At 36.2% G+C, this 18,112-nt stretch carries 17 protein-coding genes and 1 riboswitch; of the genes, 7 read left to right on the forward strand and 10 right to left on the reverse strand.

Annotated elements, in window-relative coordinates; genetic code table 11:
• Positions 1–277: 277 nt before the first annotated feature.
• Complete coding sequence (locus tag ACKVEV_RS05465; protein WP_409369399.1) at positions 278–1,258, forward strand: S8 family peptidase; 981 nt, start codon at positions 278–280, stop codon at positions 1,256–1,258.
• Positions 1,259–1,590: 332 nt separating this feature from the next.
• Here ACKVEV_RS05465 and ACKVEV_RS05470 read toward each other — a convergent pair whose 3' ends face one another.
• The gene (locus tag ACKVEV_RS05470) at positions 1,591–2,193 is read right to left on the reverse strand and encodes a LysE/ArgO family amino acid transporter (protein WP_409369400.1); all 603 of its coding nucleotides are present in this window, start codon (positions 2,191–2,193) and stop codon (positions 1,591–1,593) included.
• 100 nt (positions 2,194–2,293) lie between these two features.
• Here ACKVEV_RS05470 and ACKVEV_RS05475 point away from each other — a divergent pair, with 100 nt between their 5' ends.
• Positions 2,294–3,733, forward strand: coding sequence for a PLP-dependent aminotransferase family protein (locus ACKVEV_RS05475; protein ID WP_409369401.1), 1,440 nt, complete (start codon positions 2,294–2,296; stop codon positions 3,731–3,733).
• Between the two features lie 376 nt (positions 3,734–4,109).
• On the opposite strand, the gene ACKVEV_RS05480 is transcribed toward ACKVEV_RS05475, so the two are convergent.
• From ACKVEV_RS05480 to ACKVEV_RS05490, 3 genes are all read right to left on the reverse strand, one after another.
• Positions 4,110–4,688 (reverse strand): hypothetical protein, encoded by a 579-nt coding sequence (locus ACKVEV_RS05480; RefSeq protein ID WP_409369402.1) that lies wholly within the window; start codon positions 4,686–4,688, stop codon positions 4,110–4,112.
• Between the two features lie 594 nt (positions 4,689–5,282).
• Positions 5,283–5,789, reverse strand: coding sequence for an AAA family ATPase (locus ACKVEV_RS05485; RefSeq protein ID WP_409369403.1), 507 nt, complete (start codon positions 5,787–5,789; stop codon positions 5,283–5,285).
• Between the two features lie 166 nt (positions 5,790–5,955).
• Positions 5,956–7,107, reverse strand: a complete 1,152-nt coding sequence (locus ACKVEV_RS05490) for an MFS transporter (RefSeq protein WP_409369404.1) — start codon at positions 7,105–7,107, stop codon at positions 5,956–5,958.
• A 98-nt stretch (positions 7,108–7,205) separates the two neighbouring features.
• On the opposite strand from ACKVEV_RS05490, the gene yeiL reads away from it, so the two are divergent.
• Entirely contained in the window at positions 7,206–7,871 is a 666-nt protein-coding gene (yeiL, locus tag ACKVEV_RS05495) for a transcriptional regulator YeiL (RefSeq protein ID WP_409369405.1), read from the forward strand.
• Here the strand turns inward: yeiL and ACKVEV_RS05500 are convergent.
• On the reverse strand, positions 7,868–8,143 hold the full coding sequence (locus ACKVEV_RS05500) for a hypothetical protein (RefSeq protein WP_409369406.1): 276 nt from the start codon (positions 8,141–8,143) through the stop codon (positions 7,868–7,870). The two genes, yeiL and ACKVEV_RS05500, sit on opposite strands and share 4 nt — an antisense overlap.
• Positions 8,144–8,425: 282 nt before the next feature.
• Between ACKVEV_RS05500 and ACKVEV_RS05505 the strand changes: the two genes are divergently transcribed.
• The 3 genes from ACKVEV_RS05505 to panF all read left to right on the forward strand — a co-directional run bounded on the left by ACKVEV_RS05505 (position 8,426) and on the right by panF (position 11,369).
• Complete coding sequence (locus ACKVEV_RS05505) at positions 8,426–9,406, forward strand: diaminopimelate dehydrogenase (protein WP_409369407.1); 981 nt, start codon at positions 8,426–8,428, stop codon at positions 9,404–9,406.
• 254 nt (positions 9,407–9,660) lie between these two features.
• The gene (locus ACKVEV_RS05510) at positions 9,661–9,924 is read left to right on the forward strand and encodes a YhdT family protein (protein ID WP_409369408.1); all 264 of its coding nucleotides are present in this window, start codon (positions 9,661–9,663) and stop codon (positions 9,922–9,924) included.
• Positions 9,924–11,369 (forward strand): sodium/pantothenate symporter, encoded by a 1,446-nt coding sequence (gene panF / locus ACKVEV_RS05515; protein WP_409369409.1) that lies wholly within the window; start codon positions 9,924–9,926, stop codon positions 11,367–11,369. The genes ACKVEV_RS05510 and panF overlap by 1 nt, the downstream gene beginning before the upstream one ends.
• A 90-nt stretch (positions 11,370–11,459) precedes the next feature.
• Here panF and ACKVEV_RS05520 read toward each other — a convergent pair whose 3' ends face one another.
• The gene (locus tag ACKVEV_RS05520) at positions 11,460–11,831 is read right to left on the reverse strand and encodes a nucleotide excision repair endonuclease (RefSeq protein ID WP_409369410.1); all 372 of its coding nucleotides are present in this window, start codon (positions 11,829–11,831) and stop codon (positions 11,460–11,462) included.
• Between the two features lie 258 nt (positions 11,832–12,089).
• A riboswitch (SAM riboswitch) is annotated at positions 12,090–12,199 on the forward strand.
• A gap of 99 nt (positions 12,200–12,298) precedes the next feature.
• On the opposite strand from ACKVEV_RS05520, the gene metA reads away from it, so the two are divergent.
• On the forward strand, positions 12,299–13,234 hold the full coding sequence (gene metA, locus ACKVEV_RS05525) for a homoserine O-succinyltransferase (RefSeq protein ID WP_409369411.1): 936 nt from the start codon (positions 12,299–12,301) through the stop codon (positions 13,232–13,234).
• An 85-nt stretch (positions 13,235–13,319) separates the two neighbouring features.
• Here the strand turns inward: metA and ACKVEV_RS05530 are convergent, their stop codons facing one another.
• Genes ACKVEV_RS05530 through ACKVEV_RS05545 form a run of 4 tightly spaced genes read right to left on the reverse strand, consistent with a single transcriptional unit; the run spans position 13,320 to position 18,046 of the window.
• Complete coding sequence (locus ACKVEV_RS05530) at positions 13,320–15,011, reverse strand: endospore germination permease (RefSeq protein WP_409369412.1); 1,692 nt, start codon at positions 15,009–15,011, stop codon at positions 13,320–13,322.
• Positions 15,012–15,034: 23 nt separating this feature from the next.
• Complete coding sequence (locus ACKVEV_RS05535; protein ID WP_409369413.1) at positions 15,035–15,268, reverse strand: hypothetical protein; 234 nt, start codon at positions 15,266–15,268, stop codon at positions 15,035–15,037.
• Positions 15,269–15,274: 6 nt separating this feature from the next.
• A complete protein-coding gene (locus ACKVEV_RS05540) occupies positions 15,275–16,474 on the reverse strand; it encodes a Ger(x)C family spore germination protein (protein ID WP_409369414.1) in 1,200 nt (399 codons plus the stop codon).
• Between the two features lie 21 nt (positions 16,475–16,495).
• A complete protein-coding gene (locus ACKVEV_RS05545) occupies positions 16,496–18,046 on the reverse strand; it encodes a spore germination protein (protein ID WP_409369415.1) in 1,551 nt (516 codons plus the stop codon).
• Positions 18,047–18,112 lie beyond the last annotated feature (66 nt).

Below are 18,112 nucleotides of genomic sequence, written 5' to 3' on the forward strand. Positions count from 1 at the left end.
GAGTGTTAGTATATGTTTATAATCTTTGATTTAATCGTTGATTTGATAATAAATGCATATGTAGCATTGGGCTATGGAACTCCACAAAGGAAAATAAATATAAGAGTTGACAAGTTGTCAAAATATAATCCAGAAATAAAGGATTTATATGATAAAAACAAGCGAATATTCGAGGAAAACTCAGAACTATCCAAGCTAATTTTAAACGCAAATATAAGAAATCGAGAGGAAAAGCAAGAACTTTCCCGTAAAATTCAACTTTTTTTTGAGACGAATAATGTCTGATAATAGTACACTGTTCAAATACCAGTGGAATATTTCTAAGTTAACAAAAAATGGGGAAGTTTATAATTTTTCTAAAGGAAGTTCTGAAATTAAAGTGGCTATTATCGATAGTGGAATAGACTATACACATGAAAATCTACTTTCTAACATAGACTTTCAAAATTCGAGAAGTTTTGTAGGTGAGCATACAAATATAATGGACTACGATGGTCATGGAACTATGGTTGCTGGAATTATTTGTGGAAATGGAATTTTAAAGGGTGTAGCCCCTAATATTTCTTTGATTATTTGCAAAATAACGGATAATAAAAAATTTAAATTAAGACTCTTCTTACAAGCATTTAAATATGCAATAAGTTGTAATGTAGATGTAATAAATATAAGTCTTTCAATGTTTATAAAAACTAATGATACCAATTTACTGAATATTATAAATCAATTGATAGAAGAGGCCACTAATAAAAATATATTAATTATTACTTCTGCAGGTAACACTAAAATTAATTTAGATGTCCACCCAGAATTACATATGTTAGGGTTTAACCCCAGCGTTTACATAGTTGCAGCTAGCAATAAATTAGGTGAACTCTCAACATATTCAAATTACAGTGAAAAATGTTTGCTTGCTCCGGGTGGGGAATGGTTTTTTGATACTAATGATCCCACGCAAGTTATCATTACAACCTATCCAAAACATTTAAAAAACATAGATCCTTTAAGAAAAAATTTGGGCCTCCCGCAGGGCTTTACAATAAGTTATGGAACAAGTATTTCTTGTGCACATTTTAGTGGAACAATTGCTCTTTTCATTAGTTATTTTTTAGAGTTGAACGGAGAAAAACCAAGTATTGAAATAACTAACTATTATTTAAAGAAAAGTTATAGAGCAAAAGATGGAAATAATAATTGTAATAATCTCCAAGAGATTAATACATATAATTTATTAAATCTTTTAAATGAATCAATGTCATAAAATTTCGAAAGTTACTTCTGGATTTTGATAAATAGTAAGTAATGAGTAACTGCGATTTATGGTCAGACTGTTTGATAATTGTATGGTTATCCGCCCCTTCGCTCCGCTATATCTGTGTTTTATGGAATGTGTAGAGGCGAAAACCAACCATGGATGAACCTATTGGTTAAAACTAAATGCTAAAATACGACAACTCCTGATTTCACTATTTATCAGGTCCACCCACAAAGTAAGCTCATTAAAAGTTAATTCATAAAACGCAAAACGTTGTTATATCAATGCAATTACAGCAACTATTTATAATAAAATGTATCCCTAAACTATGTACCAGATTATAGTAAACCACTAAGTAAATAAATAGCGGTTGCCCAAATAAAAATTGCTGAACATTTATTGAAGAAATTCATCAGCTTGCCAGAGCTATCAAGCTTTTTAAAAGAAGCACCAGCTAGTGTAAGACCGAAAAACCATAACCACGAAATGAGCACACATGCAGCAGTAAAGAGTATTTGATCTGTGCCATTATATTTTAATGCGCTTGTGCCAATTACGCCGATTGTATCTAAAATAGCATGTGGATTTAATAACGAAACAGACAGTGCAAATACTATTTGTTTTTTGATAGGCATTGCTTCGCTTTTTTCACTAGTGGACGCTGTCGAGCGCCAAATACTATAGCCGATGTACAATAGAAACGCGATACCAACGCACATTAAAGCGATACGTAGCCATTCAAATTGCAAGACAATAACGGATAATCCAAAAACAGCGAGTAAAATCAATAATGTATCACAAAGAGCCGCCGTCATAGCAGCTGGTAGGGCAAGTATGAAACGTTTTTGCGTAGCGCCTTGTGAAAAAACGAAGACATTTTGCACACCTAACGGTAATATAAGGCCAAATGCTAATAGCATCCCATGTAGAAACGCCTCCAAAGACAATCCCTCCTTTCCATACTTATTCTACCTATGTTATAACTAAAAGAAAACGACCAATTGGATGGTATTGTACCCACCCAATTTATGAGGTAAAAACATGAACTGGCAACCAACTAGACAAGGGGATCGTACTTTACAACAACAAATTGTGACTTGGATATCAGAGCGGATTGAGCGAGGGGATTGGGTTGCAGGAACGAAGCTACCTACGCAAAGACAGCTTGCGATGCAATTAGGGGTGAACAGAAGTACTGTTCAGCAAGCACTAGAAGAATTAAAAGCAGCCGGCATCCTTGAATCGACCGTGGGTTCAGGTATTTATGTAGCGAACGCATCCTGGCATTCCTTAATTAAGCAAAGACAACCAAATTGGCAAACGTACATTGAAACAAGTCTTCACAAGCCAAATTACCATACGATACAAATGATCAATGAATATGAGCAACGAGTTGATATTATTCGCTTGGGAACAGGTGAGTTAGCGCCCAGCCTATTACCAACTAGGGAAATAGAAGCATCATTGAAAGAGCTATCCCTAGAGCCAAGAGTTTTAGGCTATTCATCTCCACAAGGAAGCAAGCAACTACGGGAAGCGATTTGTCGATATGTTCAAAAAAGAGGCATACAGGCACATCCTGAAAATGTCTGTATTGTTTCGGGTGCACTACAAGCATTACAGCTTATTGCGGTTGGTTTGCTAGAGCAAGGATCCATCGTTTTTCAGGAGCAAACATCATATTTAAATTCTGTTCATCCATTCCAATCTGTCGGGATGCAAATGATGGCAATCAGCCGAGATCAACAACTCGCTCAAACATTAGCGCACAAGAAAAGAAAAAGGCAGGCTGTTTATTATGCAGTCCCGACATTAAATAATCCAACTGGTGGCGTGTGGACATCGCAAGAAAAAAGGCAACTTTATGAGGCGTGTAAACAATCACGTATTCCGATTATAGAGGATGATGTCTATCAAGAATTGCTTTTTAATGGCGAATCCCCATCAATAAAATCATTGGATGATAGTGGCCAAGTATTATACATTGGCAGTGTTTCGAAAACGCTAAGCCCAGGGCTACGCATTGGTTGGTTAATCGGGCCAACAACAGTGATTGAACGCTTAGCGGATATAAAAATGCAAACAGACTATGGGTCAAGTGCCATTTCACAAGAAATTGTGTTACATTGGCTGCAATCAGGAAAATACGAGCGCCATATTGAAGGCTTACGCCAAGAGCTCCAGCAACGGGCAACCTTTGTTGAGAACTTATTACATGAAAAAATGAATGCCATTGCGAGTTGGGAACAACCAAAAGGTGGATTCTATATATGGCTAAAATTCCACGCACCAATCGTTGATAAAGCATTTTTTATGAAGTTATTGCAGTTCAATGTTCTGATTAATCCTGGTTATATCTATGATGCGCAAGATACACAGCATATTCGACTTTCATATGCCTATGCAACTCGAGAACAGTTGCAATATGGGATCGAGAAGTTGTATGAAGTGGCTAAGTCGAGTGTGAAAAAAGTCGACTGAAAATTGTTGAATACTTACATCACAAAAGACAAAAAGCGTTTTGCATCGTTACAATAGATGCAAAACGCTTTCAAATATTTTCATCCACTTTTGCTCTAGTTTTGTTAGTCAATTAAATTATCTGTTAACCACAAATACGCTAAATAAGATAGAATACCGGTTAACACAAAATATAAAGTTGCTGGTATAGCTCTTTTTTGAGGACTACCGTATTTACGACTCAATAAATATTCAAAAGAAAATAAGTTTAACACCATTAGAATATAAAGGATGACAGTAGGGTAAATAGCTCGTGTGATATGATACAAGGTTAAACATGTAAAGATAAAAATAGTTGAGAAATTAACGGAAAGTTGGTGTTTTTTATAGAAAGAAATTAGTTTGGGCATGCCAGTGAACCTAAATAGTAAGCCGCAGCAATACCGGTCCCAACTGTCCAACCTACTGGTCCTGAAATACCTAATAATACACCTGCTCCTGAAGTAGCTGCGACATGAGCAAGACCTAAGCCACCTAACCATTTACTACAGGATCTTTTTACGATACGTGGTGCAGTCTCAGTTCCATATTGAATAAGGTTTCTAGATTTAACTAGTAATTCTGTCGTTTCACCATTTCCGTCTTCTTCAGCTAATTTAGTATTTATGTCTGCTATTGCAGAACTTATTTCATCAACAGTAATGATAGAATGAATATTTTGTAATTTTATCTCCATCTCTGCGATATTAGAAATTGTGAAAACACCAATACCATTTTTTCTTTCAAAAGATACATGATCTGCGATAATTTGAACTTCTTCAAGTTGTTGTTCAGAAAATATTGCATTGTCAGTAGCCTCATCCATATTAGTATTTTCCACTGCTTTAGCTTCACTAAGGCTAAATGGCATAATAACTAAATTTGAAATTAAAGACAATGAAACAATCATTACAATCGACTTTTTTTTCGCAAACATATTATCCTTCTTCTCCCTTTCTTTAGATTTATTTTCATGTCAAATAGAGGTGTTGATGTTTGATGCCTTACATATCAACGAGAAAAATTAAAAACTAGTAAGTAATTTTTAAGTAGATTTCATATATATTTCCTCCCTTTAATTGATTAATATATAAATAATTTTAATAAAAATCAGAGTAATTTCAACTTCTTTTTTTTGAATATTTCGTGTATATTTTTTTAAAAAAGTAAAAATAATATACACTTTTCTAAACATTGAAAGGGAGGACTATGGAAGACAAAATTGTAGGTTGCCTGTTTTTAATTATTGCAGCTATTTTAATTTCAACTCAGAATATTGTGACGGCTGTCCTCGTCTCTAATTTAACGTATGTAGGGCGGGAAGCTTTCTAACATTCATTTTTTGATTGTGGTTATGTATTATTTCTGTTCAGTATCGTTTTCTTCATCGCAGGCATTCTTTTATTGGTAAGAGGTTATACACATCATAAAGTGAATGAGTAATGATATTGAGGAATTGCATTTACATAGGCAAAGGTACCCTATTGGATACTATTCTTTAGTATGTATCTAATAGGGTATAGTATATTATTTAATCGTTAAGATAGTCGATAACGTTTTTTATATAAGAATCAATAGGTTTTGAAGAGTCTACCACTAAATAGTTATGGTGTGGCGGTCGTTTACTACTATTTACTGTGTCAATAAAAGAGTCATAACTTGCAAATTGAAGGATTTGGCTTAATTTTTTATTTCTTGATTGAAGCCTATCGTTGACACTTGAAAAATCTTTATTCAAACATTCAACGTATTTATACTTGGCATTATATTTTTTTGCTAAGTCCAGTCCTTTATCAATCATATCATCATAAAGACAAGGGCTATCTAATATGACATTGTGCTGTTGTGAAAGAAATGATTCTATAAGTGACCAATCAATATGATAAGATGCTTGGCCCGCGTACTGCATTGATAGGTTTCCATTTATTTTTTCCAGTAACGCCGTTTTTATAATATCATGATCAACGATTACGACATTTAAATTTTCTCTTATTGCTTTTGCAAGCGATGATTTACCTGAACCAGGTACACCAGACATTTGTAAAAAAAATATAGTAATCCCTCCTCTAATTTAACGACTAACTGTAATATTACCCATAGTTCTCTTTTTAATTTCGTGAATAGAGCTTTGGAATCTATAATAAATTCAAGCGTATTAAAAATCAGGTGAGACAAGACATCAAGTCTTGCTCCACCTGATTTTTTTAATACTGAAATCTATTTCGAGTAGCTAGCAATATACCGATTGCCGGCACGGTACAAATGAGCATTGCGGCAAAGGCAAGACCAGGGGATATTTCATACAAGTAGCCACCTAAAAATGTAAGAATGGCGGTACTTAAACCCATAGCCAGTGCTGAATAGAGGCCTTGTGCATTGGGGATTTGCTCTTTCGGTAAGTTTTTCGTTAAATAGCCGATAAAGGCATAGTGTGCAAGAGCAAATGATAGGGCATGTAATACTTGTGAGCCGATAAATACCCAAACGTTTGGAAACAGGAAAATTAACAGCCAACGTAATGACGAGCCACTAGCTGCTAAGAGTAATAGTGAAGAAGAGCGCCATTTCGTAAACAGTGTATCAGCCTTCATGAAATATAATATTTCACAAATGACCGCAATGTTAATAATCATGCCCATATAAAATGGATCGACGTGTAAATCCTCTAAATAAATATAGCCATAGCTATAATAGGATGCATGTGCACCTTGTAATAAAATAACGATAAATAACACAATCGGAAAACCTTTAATGCGCCATAATGTTTTCATTGAAAGCGACTTTGCTCGTTGTTCTTTCGTTGGCACAATCAGTAACTCTTTTGGGGTAGCCATTTGTTGCATCAATAACATCCCGATAAGGCCTACAATCATACTCCAAAAAATAATATCCTTCCCAAACACGCCTGTTAACATACTAATTATAAGTACAGCGATTACAAAGCCAAATGATCCGTATGAGCGACTTTTACCGTAATGGACGTTGCCATGTTGTACAAGCGTTGCGGCACTACTTTCCACGGCAGGCAATAGGGCTGGATAAAAAACACTGAATAAAATCGTCACAATAAGAAGCGCAGAAAAGCTAGAACTTGGCATGTAAAGTAAAGCTGTCAGCAATGCGCCAAGTGCTAAAATTGTCGTAAGACGTTTATTGTGTACGAATTTTGCTAGGAGCGGAAAGAGAAATAAATTGGACGTTGCACGAGCTAAAAGCCCACAGCCCATTACGACACTCGCTTGAGACACAGTTATATGCTTTGCATCAACTAACCACCCTGTCCAATAAGGTAAGAAAATACCCCACGTAAAGAAAAATGCAAAGAAATTTTGAGAAAGCCATCGTTGATTATTCATAAAAATTGGTACCTCCATTTAACTATGTTGAATAATAGCATGTTCCTCGCTACAATAATGTGAGATATCTCATATTTTGAATAGGAGTTCGATGAAAAATGCAAAAACTTACAGGTGAAGAACGATCTTACTATATAGAAAACTTTCAAATTGATGATTTCTTTTCTTTTGACATTCATCCATTTATTGAAATATGTAAATTTGAAAAGGGAGAATGGATTTTTAAAGAAGGCTCATTTCCAGATCGGATGTACTATATGATGGAGGGCAGAGCAAAACTGTATATGACGCATAAAAATGGCAAGGTTTCCTTGATCGAATATATACAGGCACCATGCTTTATGGGGGAAATTGAATTACTCAATGAGGCGAGATATACAAAGGGGATTCAAACCGTAACAGAAACCGTTTGTCTATCGATTGCCACGCAAGGATGTAAAGAAATGTTACTGGCAGATGCGCCTTTTTTACGTCGATTATGTGTGTTTTTAGGGGAGAAAGCTTCCCATATGACATCAAAATACACGCAAAATCAGGCATATCCACTTGAAAATCGATTAGCTGCTTTTATCCAGCTATCCTCAGACAAAGGTATTTATAAAGAAAAGCATACGGAAATATGTGAGTACTTAGGGGTTTCGTATCGTCATTTGTTATATGTGCTTGCGCAATTTTGTGAGGACAATATTATAGAAAAGCGAAAAAATGGCTATCACATTATCGATGAAAAAAAGCTATCTCAATTAGCACAAGAAATTCACTAAATCGTGCTTTCATTATACTCACTTTTTTTAATAAACCAGCGAGCAATTTGCTTCTCACTAAGAGAATCATTAAGTCCTTCATTAATTACAAGGTTTTTTATTGGTATTGATAAAGGTGCATTGGCAGGACAAAGTATATTTGCCCTCGCTCGTTCAGTGCCGAGATGCTTGTTCGCCTCAGCTGGAATTCGCTTATGTGAATCAAAAACTCCGTTTTCTTTAGGATATACAAAAACGACTGTTTTACATAGTGAATAACAATGATTATTCATTCAACATGCCCCCTTTATCGTTATAAATATTGTACAAGACCTATCGACAAAAAAGTCTTCATTTACAGGGCTTTTACGAAAACTTAATAGTTCAAAGCCGTTTTTAGTAATTTGTAACCGTATTCATGCCAATCTTGTATTGAAATCATAGAAAACTTGTATAATTTCTCGACAAAAACACGTACTCAAACTATTGTGAATTTTTCTAACTCAAAGTATTATTGTAATTAGATTTAACGTGAAAGGTTTCACATTGTTACGTTAATATGAGGAGGAATTTTAATGAGTGCAATTCGAGTAGGTATTGTCGGTTATGGAAATTTAGGGCGCGGTGTTGAATTCGCTATTTCGCAAAATCCAGATATGGAATTAGTAGCAGTTTTTACACGTCGTGATCCTTCTACAGTGAGCGTGGCAAGTAACGCAAGCGTATATTTAGTAGATGATGCTGAAAAATTCCAAGACGACATTGATGTAATGATTTTATGTGGTGGCTCTGCAACGGATTTACCTGAGCAAGGCCCACATTTTGCGCAATGGTTTAATACAATTGATAGTTTTGATACGCATGCAAAAATTCCAGAGTTTTTCGAAGCGGTTGACGCTGCAGCTCAAAAATCTAGTAAAGTATCTGTTATCTCCGTAGGTTGGGATCCAGGTCTATTTTCTTTAAATCGTGTTTTAGGTGAGGCAGTATTACCTGTAGGTACAACGTATACATTCTGGGGTGATGGTTTAAGTCAAGGTCACTCAGATGCCGTTCGTCGTATTGAAGGGGTTAAAAATGCTGTACAATATACATTGCCAATCAAAGATGCTGTGGAACGCGTTCGCAATGGCGAAAATCCAGAGCTTACGACACGTGAAAAACATGCGCGTGAATGTTGGGTAGTACTTGAAGAAGGTGCAGATGCGGCAAAAGTAGAGCAAGAAATTGTGACAATGCCAAATTACTTTGATGAGTATAACACAACAGTAAACTTCATCTCTGAAGAAGAGTTTAACGCTAATCATACAGGTATGCCACATGGTGGTTTTGTTATTCGCAGTGGAGAAAGTGGTGCTGACGATAAACAAATTCTAGAATTCTCATTAAAACTTGAAAGTAATCCTAACTTCACATCAAGTGTCCTTGTAGCGTATGCTCGTGCAGCACACCGTTTAAGCCAAGCGGGCGACAAAGGAGCAAAAACAGTGTTGGATATTCCATTCGGTCTGTTATCTCCAAAATCTGCTGCGCAATTACGTAAGGATTTATTATAAAATATAAGTACAAATCCCGATTATCTATTATGATAGTCGGGATTCTATTGTTTGATGGATGGGGTCTGTGAAATAGCCACAAAAGAGGGAGGAATCGCCACGAAAGAGAGAAGAAACGCCACTAAAAACCCCTAAATCGCCACAAAAGAAAGTGGAATCGCCACGAAACTTCGAGATTTTTCAGCTATTTTTCCACAACACTTCCCATACTACCTACATAACAGTAAAATAGAGTAGGTTAGGGGGATTCTATTTTGAAAGATCAACGCTTTAAAATTGCGCATCGAGAGGCGCTTATTGGCATTGGACTAGTACTAGTTAACTTTGCTATATGGTACGGCTTCGCATACGGCCTAGGCTCGGGAGACCCATCTAAATATACGTATATTTTAGGTTTCCCAGCTTGGTTTTTCTATAGTTGTATCGCAGGTACTGGATTTATGATTGTGTTAATCTGGCTCGTCCTGAAATTCTTTTTTAAAGAGGTACCATTTGAAGACGGCGAGGTGGATGAATAATGCATTGGCAAGTGATTTTTCCACTTCTCATATTTTTAGTTATTATTTTTGGTATCGGTATTTGGGCGAATAAGCATGTTCGTTCATCAAATTCGTTTTTACAAGAATATTTTCTTGGCGGACGGGAAATGGGTGGCTTTATCCTGGCGATGACGATGATCGCTACTTACGGAAGTGCTAGTAGCTTTATCGGTGGACCAGGTGTCGCTTATAACAAAGGACTTGGATGGGTGCTGTTAGCAATGGCGCAACTACCGGCAGGTTATTTTGTGCTAATGATTTTAGGTAAAAAATTTGCCATTATTGCTCGTCGTTATCAAGCGATTACATTAATTGATTTTTTACGTGAGCGCTATAAAAGTCATGTCATCGTGATTTTAGCTGCTATTAGTATTATTGTCTTTTTATTTTCTGCGATGATGGCACAGTGGGTTGGGGGAGCGCGCTTAATTGAATCGTTAACAGGTTTAAACTATACAGCGGCTCTCTTTATATTTGCTGTTTCGGTATTAATTTATGTGATTATCGGAGGCTTCCGAGCTGTGGCGTTAACTGATACAGTACAAGGTTCGATTATGGTTATTGGTACTGTTATTTTACTAATTGGGACAATCGTAGCAGGTGGTGGAATTGATCAAATTATGTCATCCCTTGTTGCAGAAAATCCTAAACTAGTGTCGCCATTTGGTGCTGAAGGTGAACTAACGCCATTATATGTATCTACATTTTGGATTTTAATTGGGGTTGGTGTAGTAGGACTTCCGCAAATTGCTGTTCGAGCGATGAGCTATAAAGATTCGAAAAGCATGCATTTAGCAATTATTATCGGCACCATTGCCATAGGAACGATTATGTTTGGCATGCATTTAATCGGTGTGTTAGCTCGTCCTGTCATTCCAGGCATTGAAATTGGAGATAAGGTAATGCCGCTCCTAACGTTAAAAGTGTTACCACCATTTTTAGCCGGTATTGTATTAGCGGCACCAATGGCAGCGACGATGTCTACAGTTAATGCGTTGCTCATGTTAGTCAGTTCAACAGTTGTTAAAGATATATATTTAAACTATGTGAAACCAACTGCTACTGACGGAGAAATAAAGCGGGCAAGCTTTGTGGTGACGACAGTAATCGGTTTAGCGGTCGTTGTTTTTGCATTAAACCCACCAGATTTATTGGTTTGGCTCAATTTATTTGCATTTGGCGGTCTAGAAGCGGTCTTTATTTGGTCAGTTGTTCTAGGCTTGTATTGGAAAAAGGCCAATAAATATGGCGCAATCGCCTCCATGATGACAGGTATGTCATTATATATAGTCATTGATCGCTTTTATCCAGCTATCTTCGGCATGCATACGGTGACAATCCCGATCGTAGCATCTTTGATTATCTTTGTTATCGTTAGTTTGCTAACAGCCAATAAATTTAAAAATGACGATTTATTTATCTAAATGCTACAACCCCTCAAGCAATCTTGAGGGGTTGTTTATTTGCACGACATTAAAAAACCGTTAGCAAATTGTATGCTAACGGCGTTTTTCTTAATAAAATACTTTATCAATATTGTATTTTGCACGGAATGTGTTAATCGCATATGTTTCGTAAATTTCACGTTCCATTGGATCATCAATTTCGTACACTTCAATTTTAAAAATTTCATCACGGTATTTTTTCATCGGAGATACATTATCTTCAAAATGCTTTTTAATACGTTGGCGAATTTTACGAGCTTTACCTACAAATAATAATTCATTTTTCTCGTTGTAGAATAAGAAAATGCCGCCTTTTTCACGTGTGATTTTATGAAAATCAATAAAACCATGGAAAGGTGGAATTTCTACATCCCCTGGTTTTAATACTTGCTCACGTTGACGAATGACTAAGTCTGGTTTTGGGAGTTCAATTTTAATCAAAATACTCACGTTCCTCTCTGTTACTAAAGGTATATGTTAACATAATACCTCCATGATTACCATGATGATTTATTTGTTTCATTATTTATCGTCAATGCTTTTGGTAATTAGAAGGAATAGCAACGATATGATTGCAATAAAATATGAATTACTACTAGTGTTCAACAAATAGCATGCTTCCATTCATTTAATCACAAAATATTCTATGTATTATTGAAATTCTTAATTGTTCATGATACAATTCTTGTTAATTAAATAATCTTATCAAGAGAAGCTGAGGGATTTGGCCCTATGACGCTTCAGCAACCTCTAACATTGTTAGAAAGGTGCTAATTCCACCAAAGGATTTTTCCTTTGAGAGATAAGAGTGAACGTGATAATTATCCTTCTCATTCTTGCTCTTACGGAATGAGGGGGATTTTTTAGTTTTACATAGAGAGATAAATTACAGAAAAGGGGAATACCAAATGCCGATTAATATTCCGAAAAACTTACCAGCTGGAGAACATTTACGTGAGGAAAAAATATTCGTAATGGAGGAAGACCGTGCGAAAACACAACAAATTCGTCCGTTGAATATTTTAATATTTAATTTAATGCCAGAAAAAGAAAAAACAGAGTTGCAATTACTTCGTTTACTCGGGAATACACCGCTCCAAGTAAATATTACGTTTTTAAATACGGCGACACATGAGTCGAAAAATGTGAGTAAATCACATTTACAATTATTTTATTCGACGTTTCAAGAGATTCGCCATCGTCGATTTGACGGGATGATTATTACTGGGGCACCTGTTGAAAAAATGGCATTCGAAGAAGTGAATTATTGGGAAGAAATTTCAGAAATAATGGATTGGTCTGCGAAAAACGTTACTTCTGTCTTGCATATTTGTTGGGGCGCGCAAGCTGCATTATATCATCATTATGGTATTGGTAAATTTGAACTGCCGGAAAAATGTTCTGGTGTCTATTCCCATGTTATTACGGATTTGACAGTCGATTTAGTACGTGGCTTTAGTGACTTATTTACAGCACCACATTCACGCTATACATCGGTTTCAATCGATGAAGTACGCAATCACCCGGAATTACGATTACTATCCTATTCAGAAGATGCTGGCGTTTTTATCGTGCAATCAAAGGATAATAAGAACATTATGATTACGGGCCACCTAGAATATGATGCAACAACATTAGCGGATGAATATGATCGTGATGTAGCAAAAGGCATCGATATAGCAGTACCGGTTAACTATTTCCCAAATGATGACCCTACAAAAGAGCCCATCAATACGTGGCGCGCACATACTCATTTACTATTTTCAAATTGGCTAAACTACTATGTGTACCAAGAAACGCCATATGAATGGGATTTTGTAGATGAAATTGAATATCATATTTAAGCACTAACAATGAACATGCCCTTAAATAGATAATAAAGACTCCAGTTTCTCAATTGTCATTTGAGAATCGGAGTCTTTTTTTAACTTATTGCAAGTCGTTTGTCTTTGGATTCTTTGGTTCCTTAGGTTTTGATTGGTCTTGGGCCTCTTCGGGTTTAGGTTGTTCTTTGGGTTCGTCAGGCTTAGGTTGTTCTTTAAGTTCTGCCGGTTTCGTTAGGTCTTGGGCTTCTTCGGGTGTAGGTTGTTCTTTGGGTTCGTCAGGCTTAGGTTGTTCTTTAAGTTCTGCCGGTTTCGTTAGGTCTTGGGCTTCTTCGGGTGTAGGTTGTTCTTTGGGTTCGTCAGGCTTAGGTTGTTCTTTAAGTTCTGCCGGTTTCGTTAGGTCTTGGGCTTCTTCGGGTTTAGGTTGTTCTTTGGGTTCGTCAGGCTTAGGTTGTTCTTTAAGTTCTGCCGGTTTCGTTAGGTCTTGGGCTTCTTCGGGTTTAGGTTGTTCTTTGGGTTCTGCCGGTTTCGTTAGGTCTTGGGCTTCTTCGGGTTTAGGTTGTTCTTTAGATTCCTCGGGTTTAGGTTGTTCTTTAGGTTCCTCAGACTGCGATTGTTCATTGGCTTCTTCGGGTTTCGTCTGCACATTTGATTCTTCTGGCATATTAGTCACTTGCGGTTTATTTGAAGTGTTCTGTTGATTTTGCGCTTTTTTTATCTTTCGTATTTTCGCGATAATGAGTAGTAATGAAGCAAGCATAACCGTGAAAACAGCAGAATACAATGGCCAAGTTTTTTGATTATAGCTATTAGCATGTACGATATTCGGATGGGCAATTTGTGCAAGGGCAATCATACACAGTCCTAATGGTAATATAAATGGTTTAGGATCTTTAATATTTAGTATATGACCTAGCCCAATGACAGTGGCATAAAAATAGATAAATGTTCGGATATAAATAGATATAATCCACATGATGGCCATAATTATTTCAATACGCTCAAAGAAATTGCCGATAGATATTCTTTGTGCTAACGCGTAGCTCGGGAATGTTTCAACGGAAGTATTCGTTGGCCCGATTACAAGTGTTGATAGGGCGATAATAATAATTAATACGACGCCTCCTATTAAAGTGCCGATATAAAAGCCCTTTTGAGCAGATTTTTGAACATTAACACTTGAAGGAAAAACCATGAGCAATACGACGAGCGGAAATGAAAAAATACTCATAAAAGTTAAAGTACTCATTATTAATGGTTTTGTACGTGTTTCAAAAATAGGTTGGATATTTTCAATATTGATTTGTGGTGAAATACAGATTATAAACACAATAAAAATGAACATAAATATCGGAAATAGTAGTTCTGCTGAGCGCGCAAATACTTCTATGCCTAAATAAGAGGCAAAAACGATAATAATCGTAAATAAAACAGCGAAGGATAAGGTAGGCGTCTCAGGCATTATTTCCGTTTGCATAAAGCTCCCGATAAAATATAATAATTCACTCGCCGAAAAAAAGGTTAAAGTTAAAAAACCAAGTGATGTAAGGAGACCGAAGTATTTACCTAGTATTTTTTTGTTTGCCTCGATAAAGGACTTGTTTGGGGTTTGATTTCCTAAAGTAACAAAGAGCTTTACTAATAATAAACTTAAAAGTACACCAATTGTTGCACCAATCCACGCATCTTGATGGAGCTCCTTTGTAATACTAGCAGGCACAATTAATATGGCCGTTCCAATTGAGTACAGAAGGGTAATGATTGTAAATTGTCTTGAGCTAATTATTTGTTTTTCCATTGTCCACTACCCTTTCTGATCAATTATTGGAAAAGTGAAATCAAAAATTTTCTAATAGGCATAAAAATAAAAGTAATGAAATCTAATGGGCTAGGAACATTCATTTTTAAGCCAATAGCGATATTTAATAACGCCCCGATAGTCAGAATGATTGTAAAGACAACAATCGTTTTTTTTTCGCCTTTTTGCATCAAAGGTGGAATGATAATGTAAGCAATAATGATCGAAACAATTAAAATGGTAATTGAAATAAACATCGTGCATTACTCCTTTGAATTGTACAATAATGAATTTTGAATCGTTCCGAATCCTTGTGTCGTGACATGCACTTCGATGTTAACGGTTACTTCAGGGTAGATTGTTGACCAATCTTTTTGCAGTTTATCCCATTTTTTAGGGTCTGCTCGATGGAGCGCTTCGCCAAACCCTAATATATCGAGCTTATAGTCTTGTTGAATAATTTTTAATGTTTTTTCAGTTTGTTCTTTAATTTTTTCTTCTGTTTTTTTATCAATAAAGTGGATGGTTTTGTCTGTTGTTAAATTAATGTCACAATTTACTTCGCCGATATTTTGGGTAACATCTATTTTAATTGTTATTTTAGGTTGGCCATTTTTAAAAGTTCCTTTTATTTTAGAAGATGATTTTGTAATTTCAGTTGATAACTCATCACCTTTAGGGCAAGCAATCACTTCTACCGTACTTTCAATTTTATTATTCAAAAAATTATAGTAAATGCTTTCTTCTTCTGATAACAACCCTACCAATTTATCATCTTTAAAAACAGCTATCCCTGCGTATTTTAAAATAACGGGGGTTTTAATTCTTTCTACATTCGTTTGATCAATTCCTAATTTCGTATCACCTTTGATTTCAACTGCGGATAATACAGCACTTTTTTCTTTGCCACTAAGGGTATTAAGCAATTCATCTGTACTAACAGATAGCGTAGAGCCGAATGATTTTTCCGATACCTTAATCGAATTCAATAATTTATTGGCCGGCATTTTTTCTATCGGCGTTAAAACATTAAGCACGTCTTTTGCCGTAGCTTCATGCGAAACAATGACATCAAAATCGTTTCTAAATTCATGATCTCTGGCTATAAAGTCCAGTGGTTCGTTTATTCCTTCTTTAGCTAATTCTTCACCAATTACAACAATTTGTAGATGCGAAAAATATGGTTTTCTTGGTGTTAATGTCGTCATTCTTCTAATGGCTTCAAAGACACTTTTTCCTTTTGCATGGTATGTGACGACAGGGGATCGTCCACTAGATGGTTGCTTGGATGAAATTTCGCTCGGATCAACGACTTGGATTGACACTTCATAGTCATCGTCCACCTTATCTATGCCAAGAGCTACGACGATTCCTAATTCATTGAGCTCACGCTTACTCCAGCAACCACTTAATAATAAAGAAGTGAGGACTAAGAATAACAACATCATCTTTGATTTTGACATAAACTATTCCTCATTTGCTCATTATTGGTTGTTTCTTTTTGTATTTACTTGATATTTTTGCGCTCTAACATTATTTTTTTGACTAATCAGTCGTGGGCGTGTAAGTAAATTTCTACGTGGGAACAAAACCATTGCATCTTTTTGATCTTTTATAATAAGTGGCCCAAATGGACTCATATATGGAACGCCAAAAGAACGCAAACTACATAAGTGAAGCAAGATAATCATAATTCCGAACATTACCCCAAATAATCCAAAAACTGCGGCAAAAATCATTAAAGGGAAACGCAGTACACGAATTGTGTTAGACAAGCCATAAGAAGGAAATAAAAAGCTACAAATGGCTGTCAGTGCCACAATGATGACCATAACCGCTGACACAACGCCGGCTTCTACAGCGGCTTGTCCAATGACTAAAGTACCAACAATGGATACAGCTGGACCAATTGTTCGAGGCATTCGTAAGCCTGCTTCGCGCAATATTTCAAAAGCAATTTCCATTAATAATGCTTCCACGACGGCAGGGAAGGGCACACCTTCTCGCTGTGATGCGATACTTATAAGCATCGCTGTTGGCAGCATTTCCTGATGGAAAGTAGTAATAGCGACATAAAGAGAAGGCATGAGTAAGGCAAGTGTGATGCCAAAATAACGTAAAAGGCGGATGAGTGAACTGATAATCCAATTTTGATAATAATCTTCTGCTGCTTGTAAAAAGGAAGTAAAAGTTACGGGAACTGTTAAAACTAGCGGTGTGCCATCCACTAATAACGCGATTTTACCTTCTAATAACTCCGCTGCAATAACATCAGGGCGCTCCGTATTATAAATCATTGGAAATAAGGAAAATTTAGCGTCTTGAATATAATCCTCTATATAGCCAGTTTCTAATACGCCATCAATTTTAATTTGATCCAAACGGTCTAAAACCTCTTGGACGATTTTGTCATTCGCAATCCCGTTTATATACATAACAGCGACATCCGTTTGTGTGACATCGCCAATAACCCGAGATTTTATCCAAAGGTCAGGGCTTTTAATTTTTCGACGAATAAGTGCTGTGTTCGTGCGTAATGTTTCAGTAAAAGATTCTCTCGGTCCTCTAATGACAGATTCTGTTTGCGGTTCTGTCACAGCTCTATCTTTAGCGCTTTTCGAGCTGGTGACAATAGCTTTGGATTGTCCGTCTAAGATAATAACGGTATCGCCATTAAGCACAGCGGTGTAAAGAGCAGTAAAGTCCAATACATCTTTCACATCACCTACCGCTAAACACTGTTTTTTTATATAGTCATTTAGATCATCTATTTTATTTTCTGGTTCATTGTCAATGTCGAGCATTAAATTTTCTAAAATATCGGTAATGACCGTTTTATCGGATATCCCATCAATGTTAATCAACGCAATGGATTCATTATCGAGTTTGTCGAGGGTGATTTCACGTAAAATCACATCATTGCTATTGCCTAATGCTTCTTTAATCGTATAAATATTTTCAGCAAGAGATGTGTGCAGTAAATTGGTAGTTGGCTGCTGCTGTTGGGAGGTATTGTTGTTTGTTGAACTCGCCATGTTTACTCCTCCTCGGTGTATAGTTAATTGACTAGTATGAGGATGGTCAATTTTAAGGAGAGCTAA

Origin of the sequence: Lysinibacillus sp. 38-6 (genome assembly GCF_046245175.1) — a bacterium.
GTDB lineage: Bacteria > Bacillota > Bacilli > Bacillales_A > Planococcaceae > Lysinibacillus.

Coding starts and splice junctions, on each gene's coding strand:
- panF (WP_409369409.1), top strand. CDS start 9,924: ATGCATTGGCAAGTGATTTTTCCACTTCTCATATTTTTAGTTATTATT.
- metA (WP_409369411.1), top strand. CDS start 12,299: ATGCCGATTAATATTCCGAAAAACTTACCAGCTGGAGAACATTTACGT.
- ACKVEV_RS05480 (WP_409369402.1), bottom strand. CDS start 4,688: ATGTTTGCGAAAAAAAAGTCGATTGTAATGATTGTTTCATTGTCTTTA.
- ACKVEV_RS05465 (WP_409369399.1), top strand. CDS start 278: ATGTCTGATAATAGTACACTGTTCAAATACCAGTGGAATATTTCTAAG.
- ACKVEV_RS05490 (WP_409369404.1), bottom strand. CDS start 7,107: ATGAATAATCAACGATGGCTTTCTCAAAATTTCTTTGCATTTTTCTTT.
- ACKVEV_RS05530 (WP_409369412.1), bottom strand. CDS start 15,011: ATGGAAAAACAAATAATTAGCTCAAGACAATTTACAATCATTACCCTT.
- ACKVEV_RS05485 (WP_409369403.1), bottom strand. CDS start 5,789: ATGTCTGGTGTACCTGGTTCAGGTAAATCATCGCTTGCAAAAGCAATA.
- ACKVEV_RS05505 (WP_409369407.1), top strand. CDS start 8,426: ATGAGTGCAATTCGAGTAGGTATTGTCGGTTATGGAAATTTAGGGCGC.
- ACKVEV_RS05545 (WP_409369415.1), bottom strand. CDS start 18,046: ATGGCGAGTTCAACAAACAACAATACCTCCCAACAGCAGCAGCCAACT.
- ACKVEV_RS05475 (WP_409369401.1), top strand. CDS start 2,294: ATGAACTGGCAACCAACTAGACAAGGGGATCGTACTTTACAACAACAA.
- yeiL (WP_409369405.1), top strand. CDS start 7,206: ATGCAAAAACTTACAGGTGAAGAACGATCTTACTATATAGAAAACTTT.
- ACKVEV_RS05535 (WP_409369413.1), bottom strand. CDS start 15,268: ATGTTTATTTCAATTACCATTTTAATTGTTTCGATCATTATTGCTTAC.
- ACKVEV_RS05540 (WP_409369414.1), bottom strand. CDS start 16,474: ATGTCAAAATCAAAGATGATGTTGTTATTCTTAGTCCTCACTTCTTTA.
- ACKVEV_RS05500 (WP_409369406.1), bottom strand. CDS start 8,143: ATGAATAATCATTGTTATTCACTATGTAAAACAGTCGTTTTTGTATAT.